The following is a 20496-nucleotide window of genomic DNA, read 5'->3' as shown; positions in this document are numbered from 1 at the left end:
TTCATACTAAACTCTTCAATCAAAACTTACTCAAACTCCTGGCGCAGGATACTCAGAATCTCTTCAACAGTATCTTCTTCCAGGTCCGTTCGACGTACCAACTCTTCTTTATTTAAAGCAAGTACGCTCTTAGCGGTGTCGAGTCCTACTTTACGCAGCTCCTCAATCATCCACTCGTCGATTTCATCCGAGAACTCCATCAGGTCAACGTCTTCGTCGTCCTCCTGGCCTTCATTATCGCGGAAGACGTCAATCTCCATATCTACTAACCGCCCGGCCAGTTTGATGTTTTGACCGCCTTTACCGATTGCCAGCGATACCTGATCAGGCTTTAAGAAAACAGATACCCGTTTGGCTTCACGATCAATCTGCATTGAACTGATCTTGGCCGGACTAAGCGCACGACTAATCAGCAGTTCAAGATTTTCGGTGTAGTTGATTACGTCAATATTCTCGTTGCCCAGTTCGCGAACGATACCGTGAATACGGGAGCCTTTCATGCCAACGCAAGCGCCTACCGGGTCGATGCGATCGTCATACGATTCAACGGCAACTTTAGCCCGTTCGCCAGGTTCACGAACAATCTTCCGTATCGAAATTAAGCCATCGTAGATTTCGGGGACTTCAATCTCAAACAAGCGTTCCAGGAATACGGGCGACGTACGGGACAGCACAATTTTAGGTGTGCCGTTGATCATTTCAACCCGGCTAATCACGGCTTTCACGGCTTCTCCCTTGCGATACCGATCTTTAGAAATCTGCTCGGTCCGTGGTAAGCTTAGCTCGTTGTTTTCCGAATCGACCAGAATGATTTCGTGCTTCAACAACTGGTATACTTCGGCGCTGACCAAATCGCCGACCTGATCTTTGTATTTTTGATAAAGGAGTTCTTTCTCCATGTCCTTTATCTTCTGAATCAGCGTCTGGCGGGCCGTCTGTACAACCCGACGACCGAAATCTTCCAGTTTGACTTCTTCGGCGACCTGCTCACCTACTTCAAAGTCGTCCTGAATTCGGCGCGCTTCAGCGAGGGGAATTTTATCGTAGTCCCAAATATCTTCGGAGTCGTCGTCCACGATTTCGCGCGTACGCCACATCTCCAGGTCACCGCTCTCAGCGTTGATGATTACGTCAAAATTTTCGTCAGTACCGTATTTTTTACGAATCATCGTCCGGAAGACTTCTTCCAGAATGGCGATCATGGTGGGCCGATCAATATTTTTCGACCGGGCGAAATCGGCAAACGATTCGATTAATAATCCACTGGTCATTTTTACTGGTAGTTTATAGGTATACGCTTTTCCTCCTGATTCAGACGTTACGTTGGTAAACGGCTACAGACCAAAACGATATACTATTTGAATGAGATTTCTACGTTCGCTTTCTTAATCTGCTCAAAGGCAATCGGTGTGGGGCCGATCGGCGGGGCTTCGCTCGTTAATTCAGCTTCTTTCTTCTTTTTACTCTTCGATTTCTTTTCGGCTTCCACATCCAGCACAATATGGTTGTCGGCAACTGATTCTAACTTCCCTTTTCGGGTAGTGCCATCCGTTAACGTAACGACCAGCTGCCGCCCGACATTCCTGACGAACTGACGCGGAAACGTCAGCGGGTAATCAACGCCGGGGGAAGAAACTTCGAGTGTGAATGCGGATTCACCGAAAAAATTTCCTTCGTCCATGTCAACACCTAACCGTCGACTAATATCGGCGCACTCGTCGATGGTTATACCGGTGTCGCTATCAAGCAGGATCGTTACCTTAATACGGCCGCCCTGCCGACCAACAACCTGAACATCAACAATATATAAATCGCCACCGTTCAGGTAGGGCTGCAAAAGTTCAATGATACGTCCTTTGTCGTCCATAAGCTAGGGCTAACAAAAAAGGGAGTCGTACTCCCTTTTTTGATCAACGCTATATGGTTTTTATGCCACAAAGATAATACGTTTCAGCTTGGATAGCAAGACCCCGGTGAAGGGGAGTTATGGGCATTCCGGTCATTATGCTTTATTTTTGACCCCAACGAGGCATCGACCTCTGTCTGATGATAGTATGACCGTAAAAACCCGAGTTGGCCAGCTCATTACCTATTTCTTCCGGTCGTTGTTGTGGTCGTTCAACTTATTGCTGGCCTTATATACAGGCCTGACGTACTGGTTGCTGTATAGTCTGCCAACGGAACATTGGCTGGCAGGAATGATGATGATTGCCTTACCGGTTAGCTGGCTGATCAATCTGGGATTTGTTCTTTTCTGGCTTACCTCGCGCCCCTGGCGAAGCTGGTTGTCGGGCGTAATCATACTGGCCGGTATCATCTTGTTCGGCTCCCGGACTTTTGTCTGGCATGAGCCTGTCGAATTTGCCGGGAATGGCAAACCCGTAAAAGTGTTTAGCTACAATGTGCAGTCGTTCAACCTGGACAATCCCTGGGAACGTTACCACAGCTCGCCCAGAGCCCGGCGCATTATCAATTACGCCATACGGTACGAGGCTCCCATCAAATGTTTTCAGGAGTTTTATAACTCGACGGCTATTGCAGATTACAACGTAGTTGAGCGGCTTAAAAAGGAGGGTTACCCATACTCAGTTTTATTGTACCCCGACTATGCAACCGTAGAAGATGGCCCGATTGGGGCGGCTATCTTTTCAGTGTATCCCATTATCCACTCCGGACGCGAAAGTTTCGACGGTTTCAACGGAATCGTATGGGCCAACATCAAGATTGGTAATGATACTATCCGGGTTATCAATATTCATTTGCATTCAATGGGCATTCGGGTGGGACGTGTGCTTCGGCAAGATGAATTAGAGGGGGTCAAACACGAAACCCACGGCGTACTGAGCGCGCTACGTACCGGGTTTATTGAGCGACGTGATCAGATCGAGAAGGTTCAGCGACACATTCGGGAAAGCCAGTATCCCGTTATTATAACCGGTGACCATAATGATACACCGTATAGCGTCGTTTACGAGCGAATGCGCCGTATACTCCCTAACAGCTTTGAGGATGCCGGACGTGGCTTTGGCTTTTCCTACAACAAACTTCCGGGATTCATTCGGATCGACCACCAGTTTCATGACCCCAAGATTCCGGTGCTGGCCTTCGAAACCATTAATTACATCAGCTACTCAGACCATTACCCGATTGTAGGCACGTATCTGATCAAGTAATGTGCTGAAAACTTTGAAGGTGTACTTCACAACCGTTCCTGTTAGGGATGGGCATTAACCCATTCCTCACCATCCGTAAACACTTCTTTCTTCCAGATGGGTACAGTTTGCTTGATGGTATCGATTATATAGCGACATGCATCGAACGCTTCTGCCCGATGCGCGGTTGTCACGCCAATCAAAACGGCGATTTCACCGACCCCTAAAGTCCCTTTCCGGTGGATAATCGTGTAGCCTATAATCGGCCAGCGACGATTTGCCTCGTCCGCAATTTTCTGCATCTCCGAGATAGCCATGCGGTCGTATGCTTCGTATTCAAGTCGATCAACGGCCCGGTCCTGCGTATTGTCGCGCACAACCCCTAGAAACAGATCAATGGCTCCCGCCTGCGCCGATTGAAGGTGCTGCAACGCTGCCGCTACGTCGATGGGGTCAGTGGTAATAGCAATCATAAATTAATTAAGGCTGGAGAGATAAACAGGCAAGGGCAACCGTAGGCGAACTACCCAATAATAGCCGGTTTTAAGCGTATTTACCCTCCGCTAACGGGTGGAATAAGGGCAATTTCGTCGGTACCCGAAAGCACCTGTTCCGCTTCAGCATACTCGCCATTAACGGCTACTAATAAAGACCGGATACCAGCTACAGCCGGATACTGCTGATGAATTTCCGCCAATAGCTCATTCACGCTAGCCCCGTTTCGAAGCGGTACCTTAACCATCGACTGCCCCGTCAGATCGCGCGTAATGCCAAAAAGCAACACAGATACTGTATTCATAGATCAAAATAAGGTGATGGATAGCGATTAGTCAACTTGGTTAGCCGCTAAAATAGTCAGAAAGCCACCGCCGGTCTGGCAATGGCTTTCTAATTATGGCGAACGTCCGCCGAATTACTTTGAGTTATCCAGCTTACGCTCAGCTTTTTTCAGGCTCCGATCGGTTTTGTCGAGTGCCTTGTTGGTACCGTCTTTAACATCTTCCTTGGTGTTTTTGGCGGCTCTTGACACTTTCCGGCCGGCTTTTTTAGTACCATCTTTTACGTCCTCGGCCGTATTTTCAGCAGCGTTACCAATTTTACGACCTGCCTGCCGGGTTTCCCGTCCGATTTTATCACCAGCCGCATCAGCGGTACGTCCAGCCTGCCGGGCGGTTTCTTTAGCGTTTTGTTTCGTATCCTGTGCCGTGACTACTGCAGCCGAAAAGACCAGCGCAGCGGCCAGTATCATGAGCTTTTTCATATCTGTTGAGTTTGTTTGTACAGTACTCAACGTATAACCCCCAGCCGTATAGATTGTTTGTGCAGTTGGCTGACCAGTCGCTCAGTTTACTCTTTGTGCTTGAACACCTTCACCTGATACACGTAATCCTGCATCCGCTTGATCTGTTGTTTGCGGGGTAGGCGAGCCAGGGTGTTCTTTCGATTCAAATGTAAAGGCTGTCCTTTCAACGAATCCGCAGGAATACCGCTAAGTGCTTCGAACAGGTAGTTGGTTTTTACGGCGAAACTAACGCCCTCGGAGGTAGTTTGCTTGCCGCTAATGATACCGATTACATTACCCTTCTCATCGAGAAGTGGCCCACCCGAATTGCCCGGATTTACACTGATGGCGACCTGATAAGCCGTAGTATCACCGCGATACCCTGTACCTGAACTCAGATACCCTTCACCGTAAACGATTTCCTCACGCGGATAGCCCAGTGTGTATACACGTTCGCCTAACTCCGAGGAGTGGGCTTCAAAACTATATGGAACGGGTGGTAATGAGCGAAATGCACTATCGTCGCAAAGTTGCAGAATTGCCAGATCGTGCAATTGATCGGTATGAACCACGCGTGCTTTATAAACCTCTCCCTTCGCACTTTGTACGTATACCGAATCAGCGTCGCGCACAATGTGATTATTGGTCACAAAATACCCATCGGCAGTCAGCAGAAAACCCGACCCGGCAACCTGCGCGGGATTAACCGTTAGGGCACGGCCACGTCCGTTAAAATCGCTGAGAAGTTTGCGCTGCGACGACTTCACCGCCTGAATCTCTTTGCTCAACAGCCGGTATTGCTGCTCTTGCTCCTGATGACTTTTCTGGTAGGTACGATACAGGAAAATAGTACTGAACGTAGTGACCACAGCTACCGTAGCTGCTACCGCCAGGGTTGTACGGTACGTATGCCATAACGTGCGTAGCTGGCCTGGCCGACTGATTTCAGACGAATATAAGTCAGCCTCCTGCCGCATAGCGTCGGCGTCCATACCGGCATGCACTGCCGCCAGGCGCTGTTTGAATCGAATACGCTCTCCGTACGCTCGGAGCGCCATTTCAATATCCTTTTCCTCGTTCGCTTCCATTTTTATCCAGGTATGGTAGTCCGTTTTTGATTGAAGCCCAAGGATTGCTTAAGCCGACCAAAACCGGGTGATCGTTATTGTTTGTACTCCGAAAAAAACAATCGCTTCAACCGCATCAAACATTTGTATTTCTGCGTCTTAGCATTGTCAGCGTTGGTATACCCAAACTTCTCTGTAATTTCCTGCATACTCAGATGCTGGATGTAAAAATCGTCTAACAGCGTTCGGCAGGGTTCGCCAAGCCGATCAAGCGAATCGGCCATCAACTCGAACTGCCGATTGCGCTCTTCGTGATCAATCAGATCGTCGTCAATTTGCCGGATGGCGTCTTCGTTTTCCGCAGAGAACTCAATATCCCGCACCATAAACCGGCTTCGTTGAGCCAATTGCTTCAACCACAAGCGCCTGCCAACCGAATACAAATACGTTTTCAACTGGCAATGCAACTCTAGCGATCCACTTTTTACCTTCTCGTATAAAACGACCAGAGCTTCCTGGTATATGTCTTTGGCGTCATCTTCGCTACCGCTGTTGCTGGTAACAAAATGCAGTACCATCGGGAAATACCGCCGATACAGTTGGGTTAGTGCATCGTCGGAGCCATCAGCTAAACCCGCCAGCAACTCGCTATCTGTTAGTACGGGTCGCCTACTTTCCTTCATCGCGTTGGGTCATTACTTAATACCAGAAACGTCATCGACGTAACCCAAAAAAAATTTAAAAAATGTTGGGTTACCTTTCTCCCTATGGAGTATTAACGTTGACATTGAATCATTAATCACACGTAAACAAAAACATTCCAAAACTATGAAAGCAATCACGAAATCCGCCTTCTTTTTCATGGCTATGATCGCCCTTGCAACGTCTTGCAGCTCGAAAAAGACTGAAACTGAAAGCACGACTATGACCGATTCGACCACGACCATGTCATCTGATTCTTCTTCGATGATGGCTACGGATTCTACGATGGCTACCGATTCGGCTTCGACCATGTCGTCGGATAGCGCGAAGTAATTTAGCTAAGGCACAACTGCCGGTATATTTTACCGACACCGCTATAAACGTTTGAAGGCCCTTTGATAAATCAAAGGGCCTTTTCGTTTTGCTCTGTTTATTTTAACAGCCCTTTCAGCGTATTCATCTCAATGATGGGGGCGGCCCGTTCGTACAAAACCGCATAAACCGCATCGATAATCGGCATGGATACCTTGTACCGCTGGTTGATTTCGTAGATACTTTTTACGGCGTAATACCCTTCTGCAATCATGTTCATTTCGGCCTGAGCCGACTGGATTGTGTATCCACGGCCAATCAGGGTACCAAACGTCCGGTTGCGACTAAAGGGTGAATAAGCCGTTACGAGCAGGTCGCCCAGATAGGCTGAGCCGCTCAGGTCACGGTATTTAGCATAGAGTGCGTCGACAAATCGACGAATCTCCTGCATGGCATTGGAAACCAGTACAGCCTGGAAATTATCGCCATAGCCCAGTCCATGGGTAATGCCACAGGCCAAGGCAACAATATTTTTCATCACAGCCGCGTATTCAATGCCGTAAATATCGTCCACCGGCGTTGTCTGCACGAACCGGCAACGTAACAGGGCTGCTACTTCCCCGGCACAATCCGCATCCTGTGAAGCAATGGTCAGGTACGATTGTTTTTCGAGCGCTACCTCTTCGGCATGGCAGGGACCGGCAATAACCGATATGCGCTCCGCAGCTACATTGTACTGCTGGCTGACCCAATCCGTAACCAGCTGGTTCGCATCGGGAATCATGCCTTTAATCGCCGACACTACGTACTTATCCCTGAAATGCTCCGGCTTTATTCCCGTTAGGGCGTCCGACACAAAAGCCGCCGGAACAGCTAGTACAATATAATCACTGTCGCGGAAGGCATCCCGAATTTTTGTGCACACTTTTACCTTGCGCGGATTTATCTGTACGTCACTGAGGTAACTCGGGTTATGATTATAGGCCTTGATATGCTGCGCATCAGCTTCTTTACGCAGCCACCATTTGATGAGTACATTATTTTCGGACAGAATTTTTATCAGCGCTGTTGCCCAGCTTCCGCCCCCCACCATCGTTAGCCGAGTAGGTTGATTCGAGTGTTTCATACAGCAAACATACTAGTCTTTCAATTGGTGGCTACTGTTAGGAAGTCGAGCCGGCCGTTTTACTAGCCTGAGGATAACTGAAACAAGGGAATCCAAACCAGCGCTACAGCAATGAATCATAGGTACTGACGTGTACCTTTACGTTGTTTGTCTTGTTGAAGCCGACTGATAAATCCGGTCGATAACCTCCATCAAGATCGCTCCCTGATCGGCTGTGCAAACGTTCGACGGGCGACCCGCGCAGGCTTCCAGGAACGCCAGCGTATTTTTTAACTGAATGTCCTCATCCGCTAAATACGGAAAACGGATGTCGGCCAGCTCACCGGCAAGCTCGGTATGTAGTGAGAAGGGAAACAACGTAACGCCCGCCCGGCTGCCGAACACGTCTAGATTCCGCTCCTTATCAGCCTGCTGATTGAGCGCAAACGAAGCCGACAAGTCAATCGACGCTTTCGTAGGAAACGATAAATAAGCGGTACAGGCATCCTCTACCTCAAAAGTCGCGGGATCCCAATCACCCATCAGGCCCTTCCCTCCCGCTTTCCCGATAAAATCATACGTATTGGCCAGTACCTGAGTGGGCGTAGCATAGTCCAACGCGCAAAGGGCCAGGTCGAGGACATGAACGCCCAAATCCATGAGCGCTCCGCCACCCTGCATCATTTTACTGGTAAAATACCCCCAGCCTGGAATACCCCGTCGACGTAAAAATTTGGCTTTAATGTGATAGATGTCTCCCAACATTTCCTGTTCACGACAACGCATGAACAGCGCCCATTCGGGTGCCTGCCGCAATTGAAAGTTGTACGCTAAGGTTAAGCCTTTACTGGCAGCCAGGTCGGCCATTTCGCGGGCTTCATGGGCAGAAATAGCAGGCGGCTTTTCGCAGAAAACATGGCAGCCTGCTTCCAGCGCCTGCATCGTAAACGGATAATGCAAATTATTCGGCGTGCAGACGACAACTACATCGGGCTGACTTCGGCGGTACATGTCGGCGGCATCCTCAAACGCGTCCGGAATACCGTGCCGATCGGCCAATGAACGCGCTTTTGCCTGATCCCGACTGCATACGGCTACAATCTCAACTCGGTCGGTTAGTCGTTTCAGAGCTGGAATGTGATTGGCATCGGCAATGTTGCCACCGCCTATAATGGCAGCACGAAATAGAGACATAAGTAGAGCGGTTAATTAACAGGATTAGGGCTTACTACGTCGAAATAGCTGCATTTTCGCCCGCACAAAACAGGCGCAATCAAACGAGAATACCAAATAGAAACAGGGCTCAGTAGGTATACTACCGAGCCCTGTTTCTATCTGCCAGAAGTCAGAATTCTTTATTCCTCTTCCTTTTCTTCTTTCTTTTTAGCCTTTGCCGGATCACGCTTTACAATCAGATCGCCGTTCGTAAGTTTTTTGGATACGGCAATAAACGGTCCTGATACGATCTGTTCGCCGGGCTTTAATCCAGAAATCACTTCAATATTTTCAAAGTCACTGATTCCTGTTTTCACTTCCCGCTGCACGGCTTTACCGCCCTGATTGACAAAAACAATTTCTTTGGGCTTCTCTTTTTTCTCGGGTACACCGGCGGGTTTTTCGTCGACCGTACCATTCGGTCTGTCTTCTACTTCAGCGGTTGCTTCAGCATCCGCACCGCGCGTAGTAACGGCCGCAATGGGGACGGCAATTACGCCAGCTTTTCGATCCGTGAGCACCTCAACCGAAGCGGTCATACCGGGCTTGAAGGGATAGCCCTTCTTATCCTTCTGAGCCAGCAGATCGGCGTAGGAATTGTTAAGAATCTTGATTTTTACTTCAAACTCTGTTACGGCATCAGAAGACAGTGACGCAGCTGCAGCGGCTCCGGATGAGCTCGTCAGCCCGTTCGCCGTGTTGGCAATTTCATACACTACTCCTTTAAACTTACGTCCGGCCGTCGTATACGAATCCACTTCGATGTCGGCGGTATCGCCCATGTTAACCCGAACAATATCGTTTTCGTTGACGTTGACACGAACTTCCATGTTTTGCAGATTGGCAATACGCATAATTTCCGTACCGGCCATTTGCGACGTACCAACAACGCGCTCTCCTAATTCAATGTTCAGCTTCGATACGGTTCCGTTGACAGGAGAATAGATCGTGGTTTTGCGCAGGTTCTCGGTGGCATCACGCAGGGAAGCCTCGGCGCTCTGAATGTTAAACTGAGCGGCCCGGACACTAGCCTGAGCGGCTTCTACTTCCTGCTTCGCTACGTTGAAATTGGCTTCACTGGTTTCGAGATCGGCCGACGATACTACCTTATCCGTAAACAGTTTTCGGGTGCGTTCGTAATCGGCTTTGGCCCGGATCAGGCGTGCATTGGACTGAGATACAGACGCTTTCGATTGCTCCAGCTGCGCCCGGCTCTGGTTGACGGTTGCCCGTGCCCGCGCCAGTAATGACTCATAGTTATCGGGGCGTATGCGGCAGAGCAGCTGCCCGGCTTTGACAGGATCGCCCTCGTTTACGTACAGGCCAATGATTTCGCCCGATACATCCGGACTGATTTTAACTTCAACCTGGGGCTGCACTCGCCCCGACGCACTGACGCGTTCAATGATGTCGATGCGTTTAACGCTGGCAAAATCTACCTCGGTAGACTTAGGCTTACCGATCATTCCGGTTTGCTTAGCCGCAATTAATCCACCAACGAGCAGGACGGTTAGCCCACCCAATATCCACCAAATACGGTTTGACTTCTTTTTCATGGCATGAAATGTATAATGAATAATGCAAAATGTAAAACGGTAGCCAGTTCATTTCTGAACACTACGCATTATTCATTATACACTCGCCATTATTCATTAGAAAGTAAGCGGTTTGTTCTGGTAAAAATCTAAGAGTTTGGTTCGAAATACGTAATCATACTTAGACTGCACTAAGCTGGCCTGAGCCCGGTCAAGGTTTGATTTGGCAATGTTATATTCCGTAGAATTAAGCGCCCCTGCGTTGAACCGGCTTTCTGCCACCTGAAACGACCGTTCCAGTTGAGCGACCTGTGCCTGCGTTGCCCGGTACCGGTTAGCACTGGCCCGCATGTTCGTGTAGGCGGTTTCAATCTGCTGACGGAGTTGCAAGCGGGCATTGGCAGCGGCTATTTCTGAATTTTGCCGTTGCAGGGTAGCCGTTAATATCCGCGTGCGAGAGAGCGAACGGTTGTAAATAGGAATCTGCAGGTTCAGGGCGACTGACCGATTCATATTGTTCCGCAACTGCTCAGGAAATGAGTAGTCCTCTGTTCTGTACCCTTCCTGAGATAGAAAAATTTGCTGCGGAACCCCATTTACAATAATCGTTTGTGGTATCTGTACCGTTGTCCCGGTGGGAATCTGACGTTGCTGCCCGAAGTTAGAGTAGATGGTACTCACGCCCGCGTTCAGCGTTAAGGTCGGGAGCAGATTAGCCCGCGCTACCTGCACACCAAATGCATCGCTTTTCACGCGCAGGTCAGCGGCTTTTACATCTGGCAGAAACTGTTCAGCCGTTTCATAAAGTTGCTGGTTGGTTGCTGAATACGGATCGACACTAGGGTCTGGCACGGCAACGGGTTCAACCTCAAACACGCCTGGTACGTTGGCAGCCGGTACGTTCATGGTTTGCAGCAGAGCCAGTTTAGCCAGGTCGATGGTATTCTGCGCATTTACAATGGCGAGTTCATCGTTCGCGATCTGCGCCCGGATATCGAACAGATTCGCTTCGGGCAACGACCCCGCGTTAACCAGCCGCTGGGTACGGTCGAGCTGGGCGCGCGATACGTCAAGCTGCCGCTGGGCTACAATTAGTTGCTCCTGCGCAGTTAATACGTTCAGGTAGTTCTGCACCACCGTCAGGGCTACGTTATTTTGGGTAGCCTGTAGGGCCTGCTGGTTTGACTGCCGGAGATAATCGTTTTGCTTGATCGTATTTTGCAGCGCCATTCCATTATAGACGGTCATCTGCGTATTCAACTGAAAGTTGTTCGACAGAATACCCCGTTCCACGAACGTGTTGGTTACGGGGTTGATGTTAAACCCGGAACTATAGTTCTGCGAGGCAAAGCCACCGACGTTGGGTAAGCGGTTCAATTTCGACTGGCGTAGCTGCAATTCGCTGTTTTCGAGCTGAACCTGGCTTTGACGTACTGTCAGGTTATTTTGCAAACCGACATCAATGCACTGCTGTAGGTTAAACCGCGATGAGGCACTCGTAGTAGCCGCTGGTCGATTACCCGGCGAGACAACGCCCGGGGTGTTGGTGTTCTGCGCGTATGTTCCCGACAAACCAGTTGTAAGTAACAGGGCTAGTACAAGCCGACTTTGTCTCCACGCAACTCGCATACTCATAATTTTTTGATGGTTCAATGTTACAAACTTACCTTCGGCGCAGCTATCTTTTTAGGATAAACGGCGCAAAACAAGCATGAATCTGGTTTATAATTCGGATATATTATCCGAGAACGAATTTACCATTGACGCCAGCGATCGAGCGTTTCAGTACGGCGACGGCCTGTTCGAAACGATTCGGTACGAGCGTGGCCAGCTGTGGTTCTGGCCCGATCATTACGATCGGCTGACCCAAGGCCTATCGGCGCTCCAACTGAATCTACCTGCCGACGTCGATGCGTCAACGCTAAAGCGATTAATTCTGGAGCTTCTTGCCGCGAACGGACTGAGTGATCAGCCAGCCCGCATCAAAATTCAGGTCTGGCGACGGCCAGGAGGTTTGTATACGCCAACTCATCACGATGGTAACTTCCTTATTTCGGCCCGACCCGGTCGGTCGTTTGCGGTTACTGGGCAAACCAACGTAGTTATTTACAATTCGTTTCGTTTATCTCCATCCCCGATCTCGTCGTTTAAAACCATAAATGCCTTGCCGTACGTACTGGCGGGTCTCTATAAGCAGGAACAAGGCTCCGACGACGTTATTCTACTGGATACGCAGGGCCACCTGGCCGAATGCATCGCATCGAACCTGTTCTGGATCGCGAACAACACTTTATACACGCCTTCACTCCAGAGCGGCTGCATCGGCGGTATTGCCCGGAGGCAGATGCTCAATACGTTCCCGAACGTACAGGAAGGCTTGTTCCTGCCCGATACGTTACTTAATGCCGACGTTGTTTTTGCCGCCAATGTGATGGGCATCCAGCTATTCCAGGGCGAGTTTACAAAGGCATTCGGGGAACAGATCAGGCAGCTGTTTACCGAAACCAGCTTGCTCTAGCTTTGCACCTGTGTGCCTAACACTTCGGACTCCAGCCAGCCATCTTTCAGGCGCAGTATACGATTTCCGTATTCAGCATTGATCTCGGAGTGCGTCACCTGAACGATAGTTACCCCATCTTTCTGGTTTAGCTCGCGGAACAGTTCCATGATGTCGCGGGCCTGATCGGAGTGCAGGTTTCCGGTTGGCTCATCCGCAAAAATGACTTTAGGCTCGGCCGCCAGGGCGCGGGCGATGCCCACGAGTTGCTGCTGCCCCCCCGATAACTGAGCCGGAAACAAGTCTTTTTTGGCCACCATGTTAAAGCGATCGAGCAATTCGGCCACGCGGCTTTTCCGCTCCGACCCACTCAGCCCTTTGTAGAGTAAAGGCGTTTCGATGTTTTCATAAACCGTCAGTTCGTCGATCAGGTGATACGCCTGGAACACAAACCCGATCTGGGTACGGTGAAGCTCGGTACGTCTTTTTTCCGAGAGCTTCTGCACCGGCGCATCGTCAAACAGGTATTCGCCCTCCGACGGTTCTTCGAGCAGACCAAGAATATGCAGCAGTGTAGACTTCCCGGAGCCGGATGGCCCCATGATGGAAACGAACTCGCCCTGGGAAATATCAAGGCTGACGTTACGTAACACATAAACCCGGCCAAACCCGGCAGGATAGTACTTTGACACGTTGCGAAGTTGAATCATAATCGAATATCTTAAGTCTTTTCTATTTTACTGCGTGGTTCAAGTGTCGTGCCAGATTTAAAACTAGTTGATTTTGAAATGCTTACTCGGCCATTGGGTAAATTTACGTCCGATACTGGACAGTTGCTCACTCGAAACCGGACATAATTTTTTCCGGCTCATGCAACGTAACGCTGTTTTTTCACATCTTCACATCAGAACAAACCTTTCTCCATTATGAAAGCAATTGCTTTAGCGCTAGTTATGCTGACCGGCTTTACGACCGCTGACCGCGACTGGAAAAAAGACCGGGCCGTTTCGGGCTTTACCGGGCTGAGTGTTACCAGTGGTATTGATGTCTATCTGACCCAGGGAAGTTCAGAAAAATTGACGTTAGAGGTGAAAGGAGTTGAGGAAGAGGACGTTAAATCAGAAGTCAAAAACGGCGTACTGCGCCTGTACATCGACCGGAAAGGCACGAATTGGGGAATGAATTTCGGTAAAGACCGGTACGTAAAAGCTTACCTGACCTTTAAGCAGTTAAGTAATCTGCAAGCCACGGGTGGAGCCGACGTATTTGGACAGAACAAACTGACCTTCAACAATCTGAACCTTGAAGCATCGGGCGGTTCGGACGTAAAGCTAGACCTACAGGCCGATGAGCTCAATGTGTCGGCTTCGGGGGGAGCTGATGCCATTTTACAGGGAACGGCCCGTACGTTAAACGCGAGCGGATCAGGTGGAGCTGACCTGGATGCGCGGAAACTAACCGCCGAGATTTGCAACGCGAACTCGTCGGGCGGTTCAGATGTCTACGTAAACGCGACCAAAGAGCTGAGTATGAAAGCCTCGGGTGGTTCAGATATTTATTACTACGGCCCAGCCAAGGTGCTCGCCAAAAGCGAATCGGGCGGCTCGGATATTTCGAAGCGGAACTAGAAAAAGAGCGAGAGAGCGAGAGAGCAACAGCGTGAATGGATAACTTTGCTTATTCTTTCACGTTTTTTCGTACCGGCGAACCGGTCTTTCGCTCTTTTGACACCTACAATTGGCATTCTCGGTGGCGGGCAGCTTGGCCTTATGCTCCTGCAAGCCGCTATCGACTGGAACCTTCGGGTACATATCCTCGACGCTGACGCGGAAGCTCCCTGCCGCCACCTCTGCACGCAGTTTACGCAAGGCTCACTCACCGATTATGACACCGTTTATCAATTCGGGCAAACGGTTGATGTGCTGACTATCGAAATTGAGCGGGTCAATGTCGATGCGCTCGAAGCGCTCGAACGGGAAGGCAAACGGGTCTTTCCGCAGCCGTCGGTGATCCGCACAATTCAGGACAAACGGCTTCAAAAACAATTCTACCGGGACCATAATTTACCAACGGCCGACTTTATCCTGACGGACAACCGCGCCGACGTAGGGCAGCATACCGACTTTTTACCAGCATTTCACAAACTCGGCCGCGACGGCTACGACGGCCGGGGCGTTCAGCGCATTGCTTCTGCCGCTGACGTGGATAAAGCGTTCGATGCACCGGGCGTTCTGGAAAAAGCCGTCGACTTCGAAAAAGAGTTGGCTGTTATCGTCGCGCGTAACGAGCGTGGTGAAATCCAGACCTTCCCGACGGTAGAAATGGTGTTTCATCCTGAACTCAATCTGGTGGAATACCTGTTTGCCCCCGCCGAAATTTCTGACGAGATTAACAATCACACGCAGGACATTGCCCGCCGTACTGCCGAAGCGTTTGACATTGTAGGCTTGCTGGCGGTTGAGTTGTTTCTGGATAAATCGGGCAACGTACTGATTAACGAAGTGGCACCGCGCCCCCACAATAGTGGTCACCATACCATGCGGGCTAACGTAACGTCCCAGTTTGAGCAGCACTGGCGAGCGATCCTGAATTATCCACTCGGCGACACGACTAGTTATCAGCCTGCCGCTATGGTAAACCTCCTGGGCGAAGACGGTCACACCGGCCCGGCAGTCTATGAAGGATTAGAGACGTTACTGGCCATGCAGGGTGTATTTCCGTTCTTCTACGGCAAAGCGATTACCAAGCCCTTTCGCAAGATGGGACACGTAACGGTGATGGACGCGACGATGGACGCACTGCGCGAAAAGGTAGCAGACGTAAAAGCCGGGATTCGGATAATCTCGACGTAACGGTTGGTTAAACAAACAGGCTGACGAACATTCCCCCAAGGGCCATTCGTCAGCCTGTTTTGTAAAATGACTCCTTAAGCAACCGGGTTCTCCAGCGTACCAATTCTGTCGATCGTAATTCGGACAACGTCTCCTGACTGAAGCGTAAAGTCATCAGGCGGCACAATACCCGTACCCGTCATCAAGTAGCAGCCGTTCGGAAATGAGCATTCGCGGAACAGGAACGATACGAGTTCCGTATGCTGACGCTTCATCTGACTGATGGCAATGCTTTGGGTAAAGGCAGCCTCGCCGTCACGACTAATTTCCAGTTGTATTTGCGTGTCCGGGCTAATCGGGGCTTCCGGTACGTAGAGGCATGGTCCAAGCGCAGCGCTACCGTCGTACGTTTTGGCCTGGGGTAGGTACAAGGGGTTTTCGCCTTCAATGCTTCGCGAACTCATGTCGTTGCCGCAGGTGTAGCCGACAATCCTGCCCGACGACGTAATCAACAGGGTTAATTCGGGCTCTGGTACGTTCCAGGTCGAATCCTGACGAATTCGAACAGCCGCTCCGGGTGCGACTACTCGTTCGGGTGTAGCCTTAAAAAACAACTCCGGACGCTCGGCATCATAAACACGATCGTAAAAGTTATCGCCCCCTGATTTCTTTGATTCTTCCATACGCGCATTGCGGCTGCGCAGGTACGTAACGCCCGACGCCCAGACTTCCTGTCGGCCAATAGGGGCCTGTAAGCCCTGAGCTATCGGATTGGCACCTTCCTCCAATGCACTGGAGGCTGCAATCGCTTGTGTTAATACTTCGTGTAAATTGTCCTGATTGACGAGTTGGTCCCAATCGGTCGCCTGAACCGGGTAATACTGATTATTAGATTCGACAATGAAGCCAGCGCTGGTTTTGTACAGTTTCATAAATGACTAAGGATTTGACGGCAATTATAGAGTAAAGCGACGACTTTTCTGGACAAAAAGCGTTATCTTAGGTAATTCACTACCTCGTTACGATGCTGCAAAAAACCAGGGGTATTGCCCTCAGCTATATCCGTTACCGCGAAACATCCATTATTGCCCGCGCTTATACCGAAGAGTTCGGCCTGCAAAGCTACATTGTTAACGGCGTTCGGAGCGCCAAGAGCAAAAGCAACCGAATTGCGCTATTTCAACCGCTGACCTTGCTGGAAATGGTCGTTTATTACAAAAACGACCGGGATCTGCATCGACTTTCAGAAGTGAAAACGAACCATCCGTTTCAGAGTCTGCCGTTCGAGGTAAGCAAGTCGACCATCGCCATTTTCGTGACGGATATTCTGAACAAAGTGCTGAAAGAAGAAGCCAGCAGCCCAATTCTGTACCGCTTTCTGATCGACTCGGTCTTGTTTCTGGAAGAAGCGCAAACCAACTACGAAAACTTTCACCTGGCGTTTCTCCTGAAACTGTCGTTCTTTCTGGGGTTTGGTCCCGAGACGGCCCGTGAGTTCGAGAACCAACTCCGTGAGAACTCGTACCCGTTTCTGCCCGATGATGAGATGGAAACAGCCTTGAACACCATGCTTCGGCAACCGTTTGGCACACCCATCAAGCTGGCACGTTCCGCCCGCAACGAACTACTCGACGCGCTGGTGGCGTATTATCAAATTCACATTGACTCGATCGGCGAAGTGAAATCGCTGCCCGTGTTACGTGAAGTATTGGGGTAAGATAAGTCTGAAGATTTCGACTTGATAAGATTTTGCTGATGTGTATCCCTTCTAGACCTTCCGTTTCAGCTCGAAGTTCTGACCTAAATACAACCGCCGGACCTGCTCGTCACTGGCTAGCTCTTCGGCCGTGCCCTGTTTCAGGATTTTTCCTTCGAACAACAGATACGCCCGGTCGGTGATCGACAGCGTTTCGTTTACGTTGTGATCGGTGATCAGAATGCCAATGTTCTTATGCTTCAGCTTGGCGACAATGCTCTGAATGTCCTCAACGGCAATCGGGTCCACACCGGCGAACGGTTCATCGAGCAGAATGAATTTAGGGTCGACAGCCAGCGCCCGAGCGATTTCGGTACGTCGACGCTCACCACCTGACAACACTTTCCCCTTGCTCTTGCGGACGTGCGTCAGGCTAAACTCCTCCAGCAACTCCTGAACCTTCTCTTTCCGGTCTGCCTTCGGCATATCCGTCATTTCGAGCACCGCCAGTACGTTCTCTTCCACGGATAAATCGCGAAACACGGAGGCTTCCTGCGCCAGATAGCCTAACCCTAACCGCGCCCGTTTGTACATCGGCAGATCGGTTACGTCGATATCGTCGATGAATACCTTACCGCTATTAGGCTTGACCAGACCAACCGCCATGTAAAACGAGGTCGTTTTTCCTGCTCCGTTTGGCCCCAGCAGCCCCACAATTTCGCCTTGTGCAACCTGATATGATACGTTGTTATTGACGAGTCGTGAGCCGTATTTTTTGATTAGGTTTTCCGTTCTGAGAATCATTCGTTCTGTAAGTCAATCACCAGTCTAACACAACCGACTGCTGACTAATTGCCGCATTTAATATCTTTTAACATTAATTGTAGCGACATATTTCCATTAAAGAAATTCTGTTCGATTTGGTAGCAAATGGAGAAAGGCTGTCCAGACCGAAGCTGATCGGCAAAGTGCGCCATGCCGAACCCGACGGCAGTTAGCGTATGGCCGGTTCTCCGTTGGTGCACGCTGATTTTCAGGTGCTTTTCCTTCATGATGATCGGCTCGTTTGCCAGATACACATCCTCCGTCATAAAGACTGGCTGCATGTTATGTGGCCCGAACGGCCCCATTTGTTTCACAATCCGAACGAGCTTGTCGTTGATTTCGCTGAAATCCAGGGGCAGGTCAATGTCTACCAGCGGTGTCAGGTGTTCTTCCTTGATTTTCCGGGCAACAACTTCTTCAAATTTCTGCCGGAACGCGTCGATGTTATCAACCGGCATAGTCATGCCAGCCGCGAAGGTGTGACCGCCGAATTGCTCCAGCAGTTCAGCGCACTCTTCGATCGCTTCGTACACGTCAAAACCCGGTACCGACCGGGCTGACCCGGCAGCTTTATCGTGCGACTGAGTCAGAATAATGGTTGGACGGTGAAAATGCTCAATGCAGCGCGACGCCACAATACCGATTACGCCTTTATGCCAGGTTGCATCGTACAACACGGTTGTTTTTGCCTGAACCATTGCCTCATTTTGACGAATCATGGCCAGGGCCTGTTCAGTAATGCTGCTATCAAACTCCCGGCGGCTGTTGTTGTGCTTGTTGATCGCCATGGCAAAATTGTCGGCCTCTTCTTCCGACTCAGCCAACAGCAACTGCACGGCGGCTTTTGCGTGCTGAATTCGTCCGGCAGCATTGATTCGGGGTCCTAGTCCAAACACTACGTTCGTAATGTCCAGCTCGTTCTTAAAGCCCGCTACCTTGATCAACGCCTTTAAACCGGTTCGGGGGGTCGCGTTAAGGTATTTTAACCCATAATGCGCCATAATCCGGTTTTCGCCCGTGATCGGCACAATGTCCGACGCAATGCTGACCGCAACCAGATCGAGGTACGGGTATAAATTATCCAGCGGAATATTAGCCTGGTGGCAGAAAGCCTGTAGCAATTTAAAGCCTACACCACAACCGCTCAATTCTTTGTATGGGTACTGACAATCTTCACGTTTTGGGTCAAGGACAGCCGCGGCATCCGGCAGCTCCGCCCCCGGACGGTGGTGATCACAGATGATAAAATCAACCCCAAGCGCTTTAGCTTCGGCTACCCGCTCAATCGATTTAATTCCACAGTCGAGAGCGATAATTAACGTAAAGCCATTTTCGGCAGCCCACTGAATACCCTGCGTTGAAATTCCGTATCCTTCCTTATAACGGTCGGGTATATAATAATCTATTTTTGCGTGATAGTTCTTCAGAAAGCCATATACCAGCGCTACCGAGGTTGTTCCGTCTACATCATAGTCCCCATAGATAAGAATTTTTTCTTCCTGATCTGGATTCATGGCCCGTTTCAGGCGCTCGATGGCCCGGTCCATGTCTTTCATCCGGAACGGCGGATGCAGATGACCGATTTCAGGCCGGAAAAACGCCCGGGCTTCTTCAAAGGAATGAATACCCCGTTGAACTAACAAAGCAGCCAGGAATGGGCTTATATTAAGTAAATGCGTTAATGATTCGATAGCAGTTCGCTGCTCCGCTGATTCGGGGAAAGGTTTGGTGATCCATCGTCTTAGGGAAGGTGTCGGTTGGGCTATCATACTTGCAAAATAAATCCGTTTTTAGAAAAAGATTGTGTTTATGCTCATTTTGCTTTCTGCACTTAGCTTATTTTTAGCTGACAAACCTGCTTATAAAGCCCCTAAAAAAGCCAACCTTAAAGTTGACGTTCAAAACGTCCGTCATTCAAAAGGAGCGGTGTACGTTGCGCTCTTTCGCCCGGGAGCTAATTTCCCACAAGGTAAGCCAATGGAAGGGCGAAAGCTAGACGCTGAGACGAATAGTGTTTCGACAACGTTCGCCGTGGAACCAGGCGACTATGCTGTAGCCGTGTATCATGATGAAAACGGAAACGGTAAAATGGATAAACGGGTGTTTGGTATTCCGAAAGAACCTTACGGATTCAGTAATAATTTCCGTCCTACGATGTCGGCGCCTAAGTTCGGCGATTGCAAGTTCACGGTAGGCGACGACGGCAAGGCTATAAGCATCAAACTAGACGCATTTTAGCCTTGACCTGGCGGTAGCTGCATTTTTAATAGGGAAAAC

The 20496-nt window shown here is 49.9% G+C and carries 22 protein-coding genes; 6 read left to right on the top strand and 16 right to left on the bottom strand.

Going from position 1 to position 20496, the window contains the following annotated elements; genetic code table 11:
* Positions 1-26: 26 nt before the first annotated feature.
* Entirely contained in the window at positions 27-1271 is a 1245-nt protein-coding gene (nusA, locus tag ACYVBJ_RS11395) for a transcription termination factor NusA (protein ID WP_460976465.1), read from the bottom strand.
* An 83-nt stretch (positions 1272-1354) separates the two neighbouring features.
* Positions 1355-1867, bottom strand: a complete 513-nt coding sequence (locus tag ACYVBJ_RS11390) for a ribosome maturation factor RimP (protein ID WP_460982426.1) — start codon at positions 1865-1867, stop codon at positions 1355-1357.
* A 187-nt stretch (positions 1868-2054) separates the two neighbouring features.
* Here ACYVBJ_RS11390 and ACYVBJ_RS11385 point away from each other — a divergent pair, with 187 nt between their 5' ends.
* Entirely contained in the window at positions 2055-3173 is a 1119-nt protein-coding gene (locus tag ACYVBJ_RS11385; protein WP_460982425.1) for an endonuclease/exonuclease/phosphatase family protein, read from the top strand.
* 41 nt (positions 3174-3214) lie between these two features.
* Here the strand turns inward: ACYVBJ_RS11385 and ACYVBJ_RS11380 are convergent, their stop codons facing one another.
* The 10 genes from ACYVBJ_RS11380 to ACYVBJ_RS11335 all read right to left on the bottom strand — a co-directional run bounded on the left by ACYVBJ_RS11380 (position 3215) and on the right by ACYVBJ_RS11335 (position 12005).
* On the bottom strand, positions 3215-3625 hold the full coding sequence (locus ACYVBJ_RS11380; RefSeq protein WP_460982424.1) for a molybdenum cofactor biosynthesis protein MoaE: 411 nt from the start codon (positions 3623-3625) through the stop codon (positions 3215-3217).
* A gap of 80 nt (positions 3626-3705) precedes the next feature.
* Positions 3706-3951: a MoaD/ThiS family protein gene (locus ACYVBJ_RS11375; RefSeq protein WP_460982423.1), complete on the bottom strand. Its 246-nt coding sequence runs from the start codon at positions 3949-3951 to the stop codon at positions 3706-3708.
* Positions 3952-4065: 114 nt separating this feature from the next.
* Positions 4066-4413, bottom strand: coding sequence for a hypothetical protein (locus ACYVBJ_RS11370; protein ID WP_460982422.1), 348 nt, complete (start codon positions 4411-4413; stop codon positions 4066-4068).
* 86 nt (positions 4414-4499) lie between these two features.
* Complete coding sequence (locus ACYVBJ_RS11365; RefSeq protein WP_460982421.1) at positions 4500-5522, bottom strand: S1C family serine protease; 1023 nt, start codon at positions 5520-5522, stop codon at positions 4500-4502.
* A 74-nt stretch (positions 5523-5596) separates the two neighbouring features.
* On the bottom strand, positions 5597-6184 hold the full coding sequence (locus ACYVBJ_RS11360) for an RNA polymerase sigma factor (RefSeq protein ID WP_460982420.1): 588 nt from the start codon (positions 6182-6184) through the stop codon (positions 5597-5599).
* 12 nt (positions 6185-6196) lie between these two features.
* Positions 6197-6514 carry a hypothetical protein gene (locus tag ACYVBJ_RS11355; protein WP_460982419.1) on the bottom strand — a complete coding sequence of 106 codons (318 nt, stop codon included), beginning with the start codon at positions 6512-6514 and terminating at the stop codon, positions 6197-6199.
* Positions 6515-6633: 119 nt separating this feature from the next.
* Positions 6634-7641, bottom strand: coding sequence for an NAD(P)H-dependent glycerol-3-phosphate dehydrogenase (locus ACYVBJ_RS11350; RefSeq protein ID WP_460982418.1), 1008 nt, complete (start codon positions 7639-7641; stop codon positions 6634-6636).
* 138 nt (positions 7642-7779) lie between these two features.
* On the bottom strand, positions 7780-8814 hold the full coding sequence (locus ACYVBJ_RS11345) for a Gfo/Idh/MocA family protein (RefSeq protein ID WP_460982417.1): 1035 nt from the start codon (positions 8812-8814) through the stop codon (positions 7780-7782).
* A gap of 161 nt (positions 8815-8975) precedes the next feature.
* Positions 8976-10391, bottom strand: coding sequence for an efflux RND transporter periplasmic adaptor subunit (locus ACYVBJ_RS11340; protein WP_460982416.1), 1416 nt, complete (start codon positions 10389-10391; stop codon positions 8976-8978).
* Positions 10392-10487: 96 nt separating this feature from the next.
* Positions 10488-12005, bottom strand: coding sequence for a TolC family protein (locus ACYVBJ_RS11335; protein WP_460982415.1), 1518 nt, complete (start codon positions 12003-12005; stop codon positions 10488-10490).
* Positions 12006-12081: 76 nt separating this feature from the next.
* On the opposite strand from ACYVBJ_RS11335, the gene ACYVBJ_RS11330 reads away from it, so the two are divergent.
* Positions 12082-12888: an aminotransferase class IV gene (locus tag ACYVBJ_RS11330; RefSeq protein ID WP_460982414.1), complete on the top strand. Its 807-nt coding sequence runs from the start codon at positions 12082-12084 to the stop codon at positions 12886-12888.
* On the opposite strand, the gene ACYVBJ_RS11325 is transcribed toward ACYVBJ_RS11330, so the two are convergent.
* Positions 12885-13577 carry an ABC transporter ATP-binding protein gene (locus tag ACYVBJ_RS11325; RefSeq protein ID WP_460982413.1) on the bottom strand — a complete coding sequence of 231 codons (693 nt, stop codon included), beginning with the start codon at positions 13575-13577 and terminating at the stop codon, positions 12885-12887. The genes ACYVBJ_RS11330 and ACYVBJ_RS11325 overlap by 4 nt on opposite strands.
* Before the next feature lie 216 nt (positions 13578-13793).
* Between ACYVBJ_RS11325 and ACYVBJ_RS11320 the strand changes: the two genes are divergently transcribed.
* Together ACYVBJ_RS11320 and ACYVBJ_RS11315 are read left to right on the top strand one after the other, a co-directional pair.
* On the top strand, positions 13794-14495 hold the full coding sequence (locus tag ACYVBJ_RS11320) for a head GIN domain-containing protein (protein WP_460982412.1): 702 nt from the start codon (positions 13794-13796) through the stop codon (positions 14493-14495).
* Positions 14496-14591: 96 nt separating this feature from the next.
* Positions 14592-15719, top strand: a complete 1128-nt coding sequence (locus ACYVBJ_RS11315; RefSeq protein ID WP_460982411.1) for a 5-(carboxyamino)imidazole ribonucleotide synthase — start codon at positions 14592-14594, stop codon at positions 15717-15719.
* Between the two features lie 74 nt (positions 15720-15793).
* Here ACYVBJ_RS11315 and ACYVBJ_RS11310 read toward each other — a convergent pair whose 3' ends face one another.
* Positions 15794-16630, bottom strand: coding sequence for a fumarylacetoacetate hydrolase family protein (locus ACYVBJ_RS11310; RefSeq protein ID WP_460982410.1), 837 nt, complete (start codon positions 16628-16630; stop codon positions 15794-15796).
* Between the two features lie 92 nt (positions 16631-16722).
* Between ACYVBJ_RS11310 and recO the strand changes: the two genes are divergently transcribed.
* Positions 16723-17415, top strand: coding sequence for a DNA repair protein RecO (gene recO / locus ACYVBJ_RS11305; protein ID WP_460982409.1), 693 nt, complete (start codon positions 16723-16725; stop codon positions 17413-17415).
* Between the two features lie 51 nt (positions 17416-17466).
* On the opposite strand, the gene lptB is transcribed toward recO, so the two are convergent.
* Both lptB and recJ read right to left on the bottom strand, forming a co-directional pair.
* Complete coding sequence (lptB, locus tag ACYVBJ_RS11300) at positions 17467-18198, bottom strand: LPS export ABC transporter ATP-binding protein (RefSeq protein ID WP_460982408.1); 732 nt, start codon at positions 18196-18198, stop codon at positions 17467-17469.
* 44 nt (positions 18199-18242) lie between these two features.
* Positions 18243-19988 (bottom strand): single-stranded-DNA-specific exonuclease RecJ, encoded by a 1746-nt coding sequence (gene recJ, locus ACYVBJ_RS11295; protein WP_460982407.1) that lies wholly within the window; start codon positions 19986-19988, stop codon positions 18243-18245.
* A gap of 40 nt (positions 19989-20028) precedes the next feature.
* Between recJ and ACYVBJ_RS11290 the strand changes: the two genes are divergently transcribed.
* A complete protein-coding gene (locus tag ACYVBJ_RS11290) occupies positions 20029-20457 on the top strand; it encodes a DUF2141 domain-containing protein (RefSeq protein ID WP_460982406.1) in 429 nt (142 codons plus the stop codon).
* The last annotated feature ends 39 nt before the right edge of the window (positions 20458-20496 follow it).

It is taken from the genome of Spirosoma fluminis, from assembly GCF_054778895.1.
Note: the sequence above shows the minus strand (reverse complement) of the source record. Positions and strands in the feature narration are given on the sequence as shown.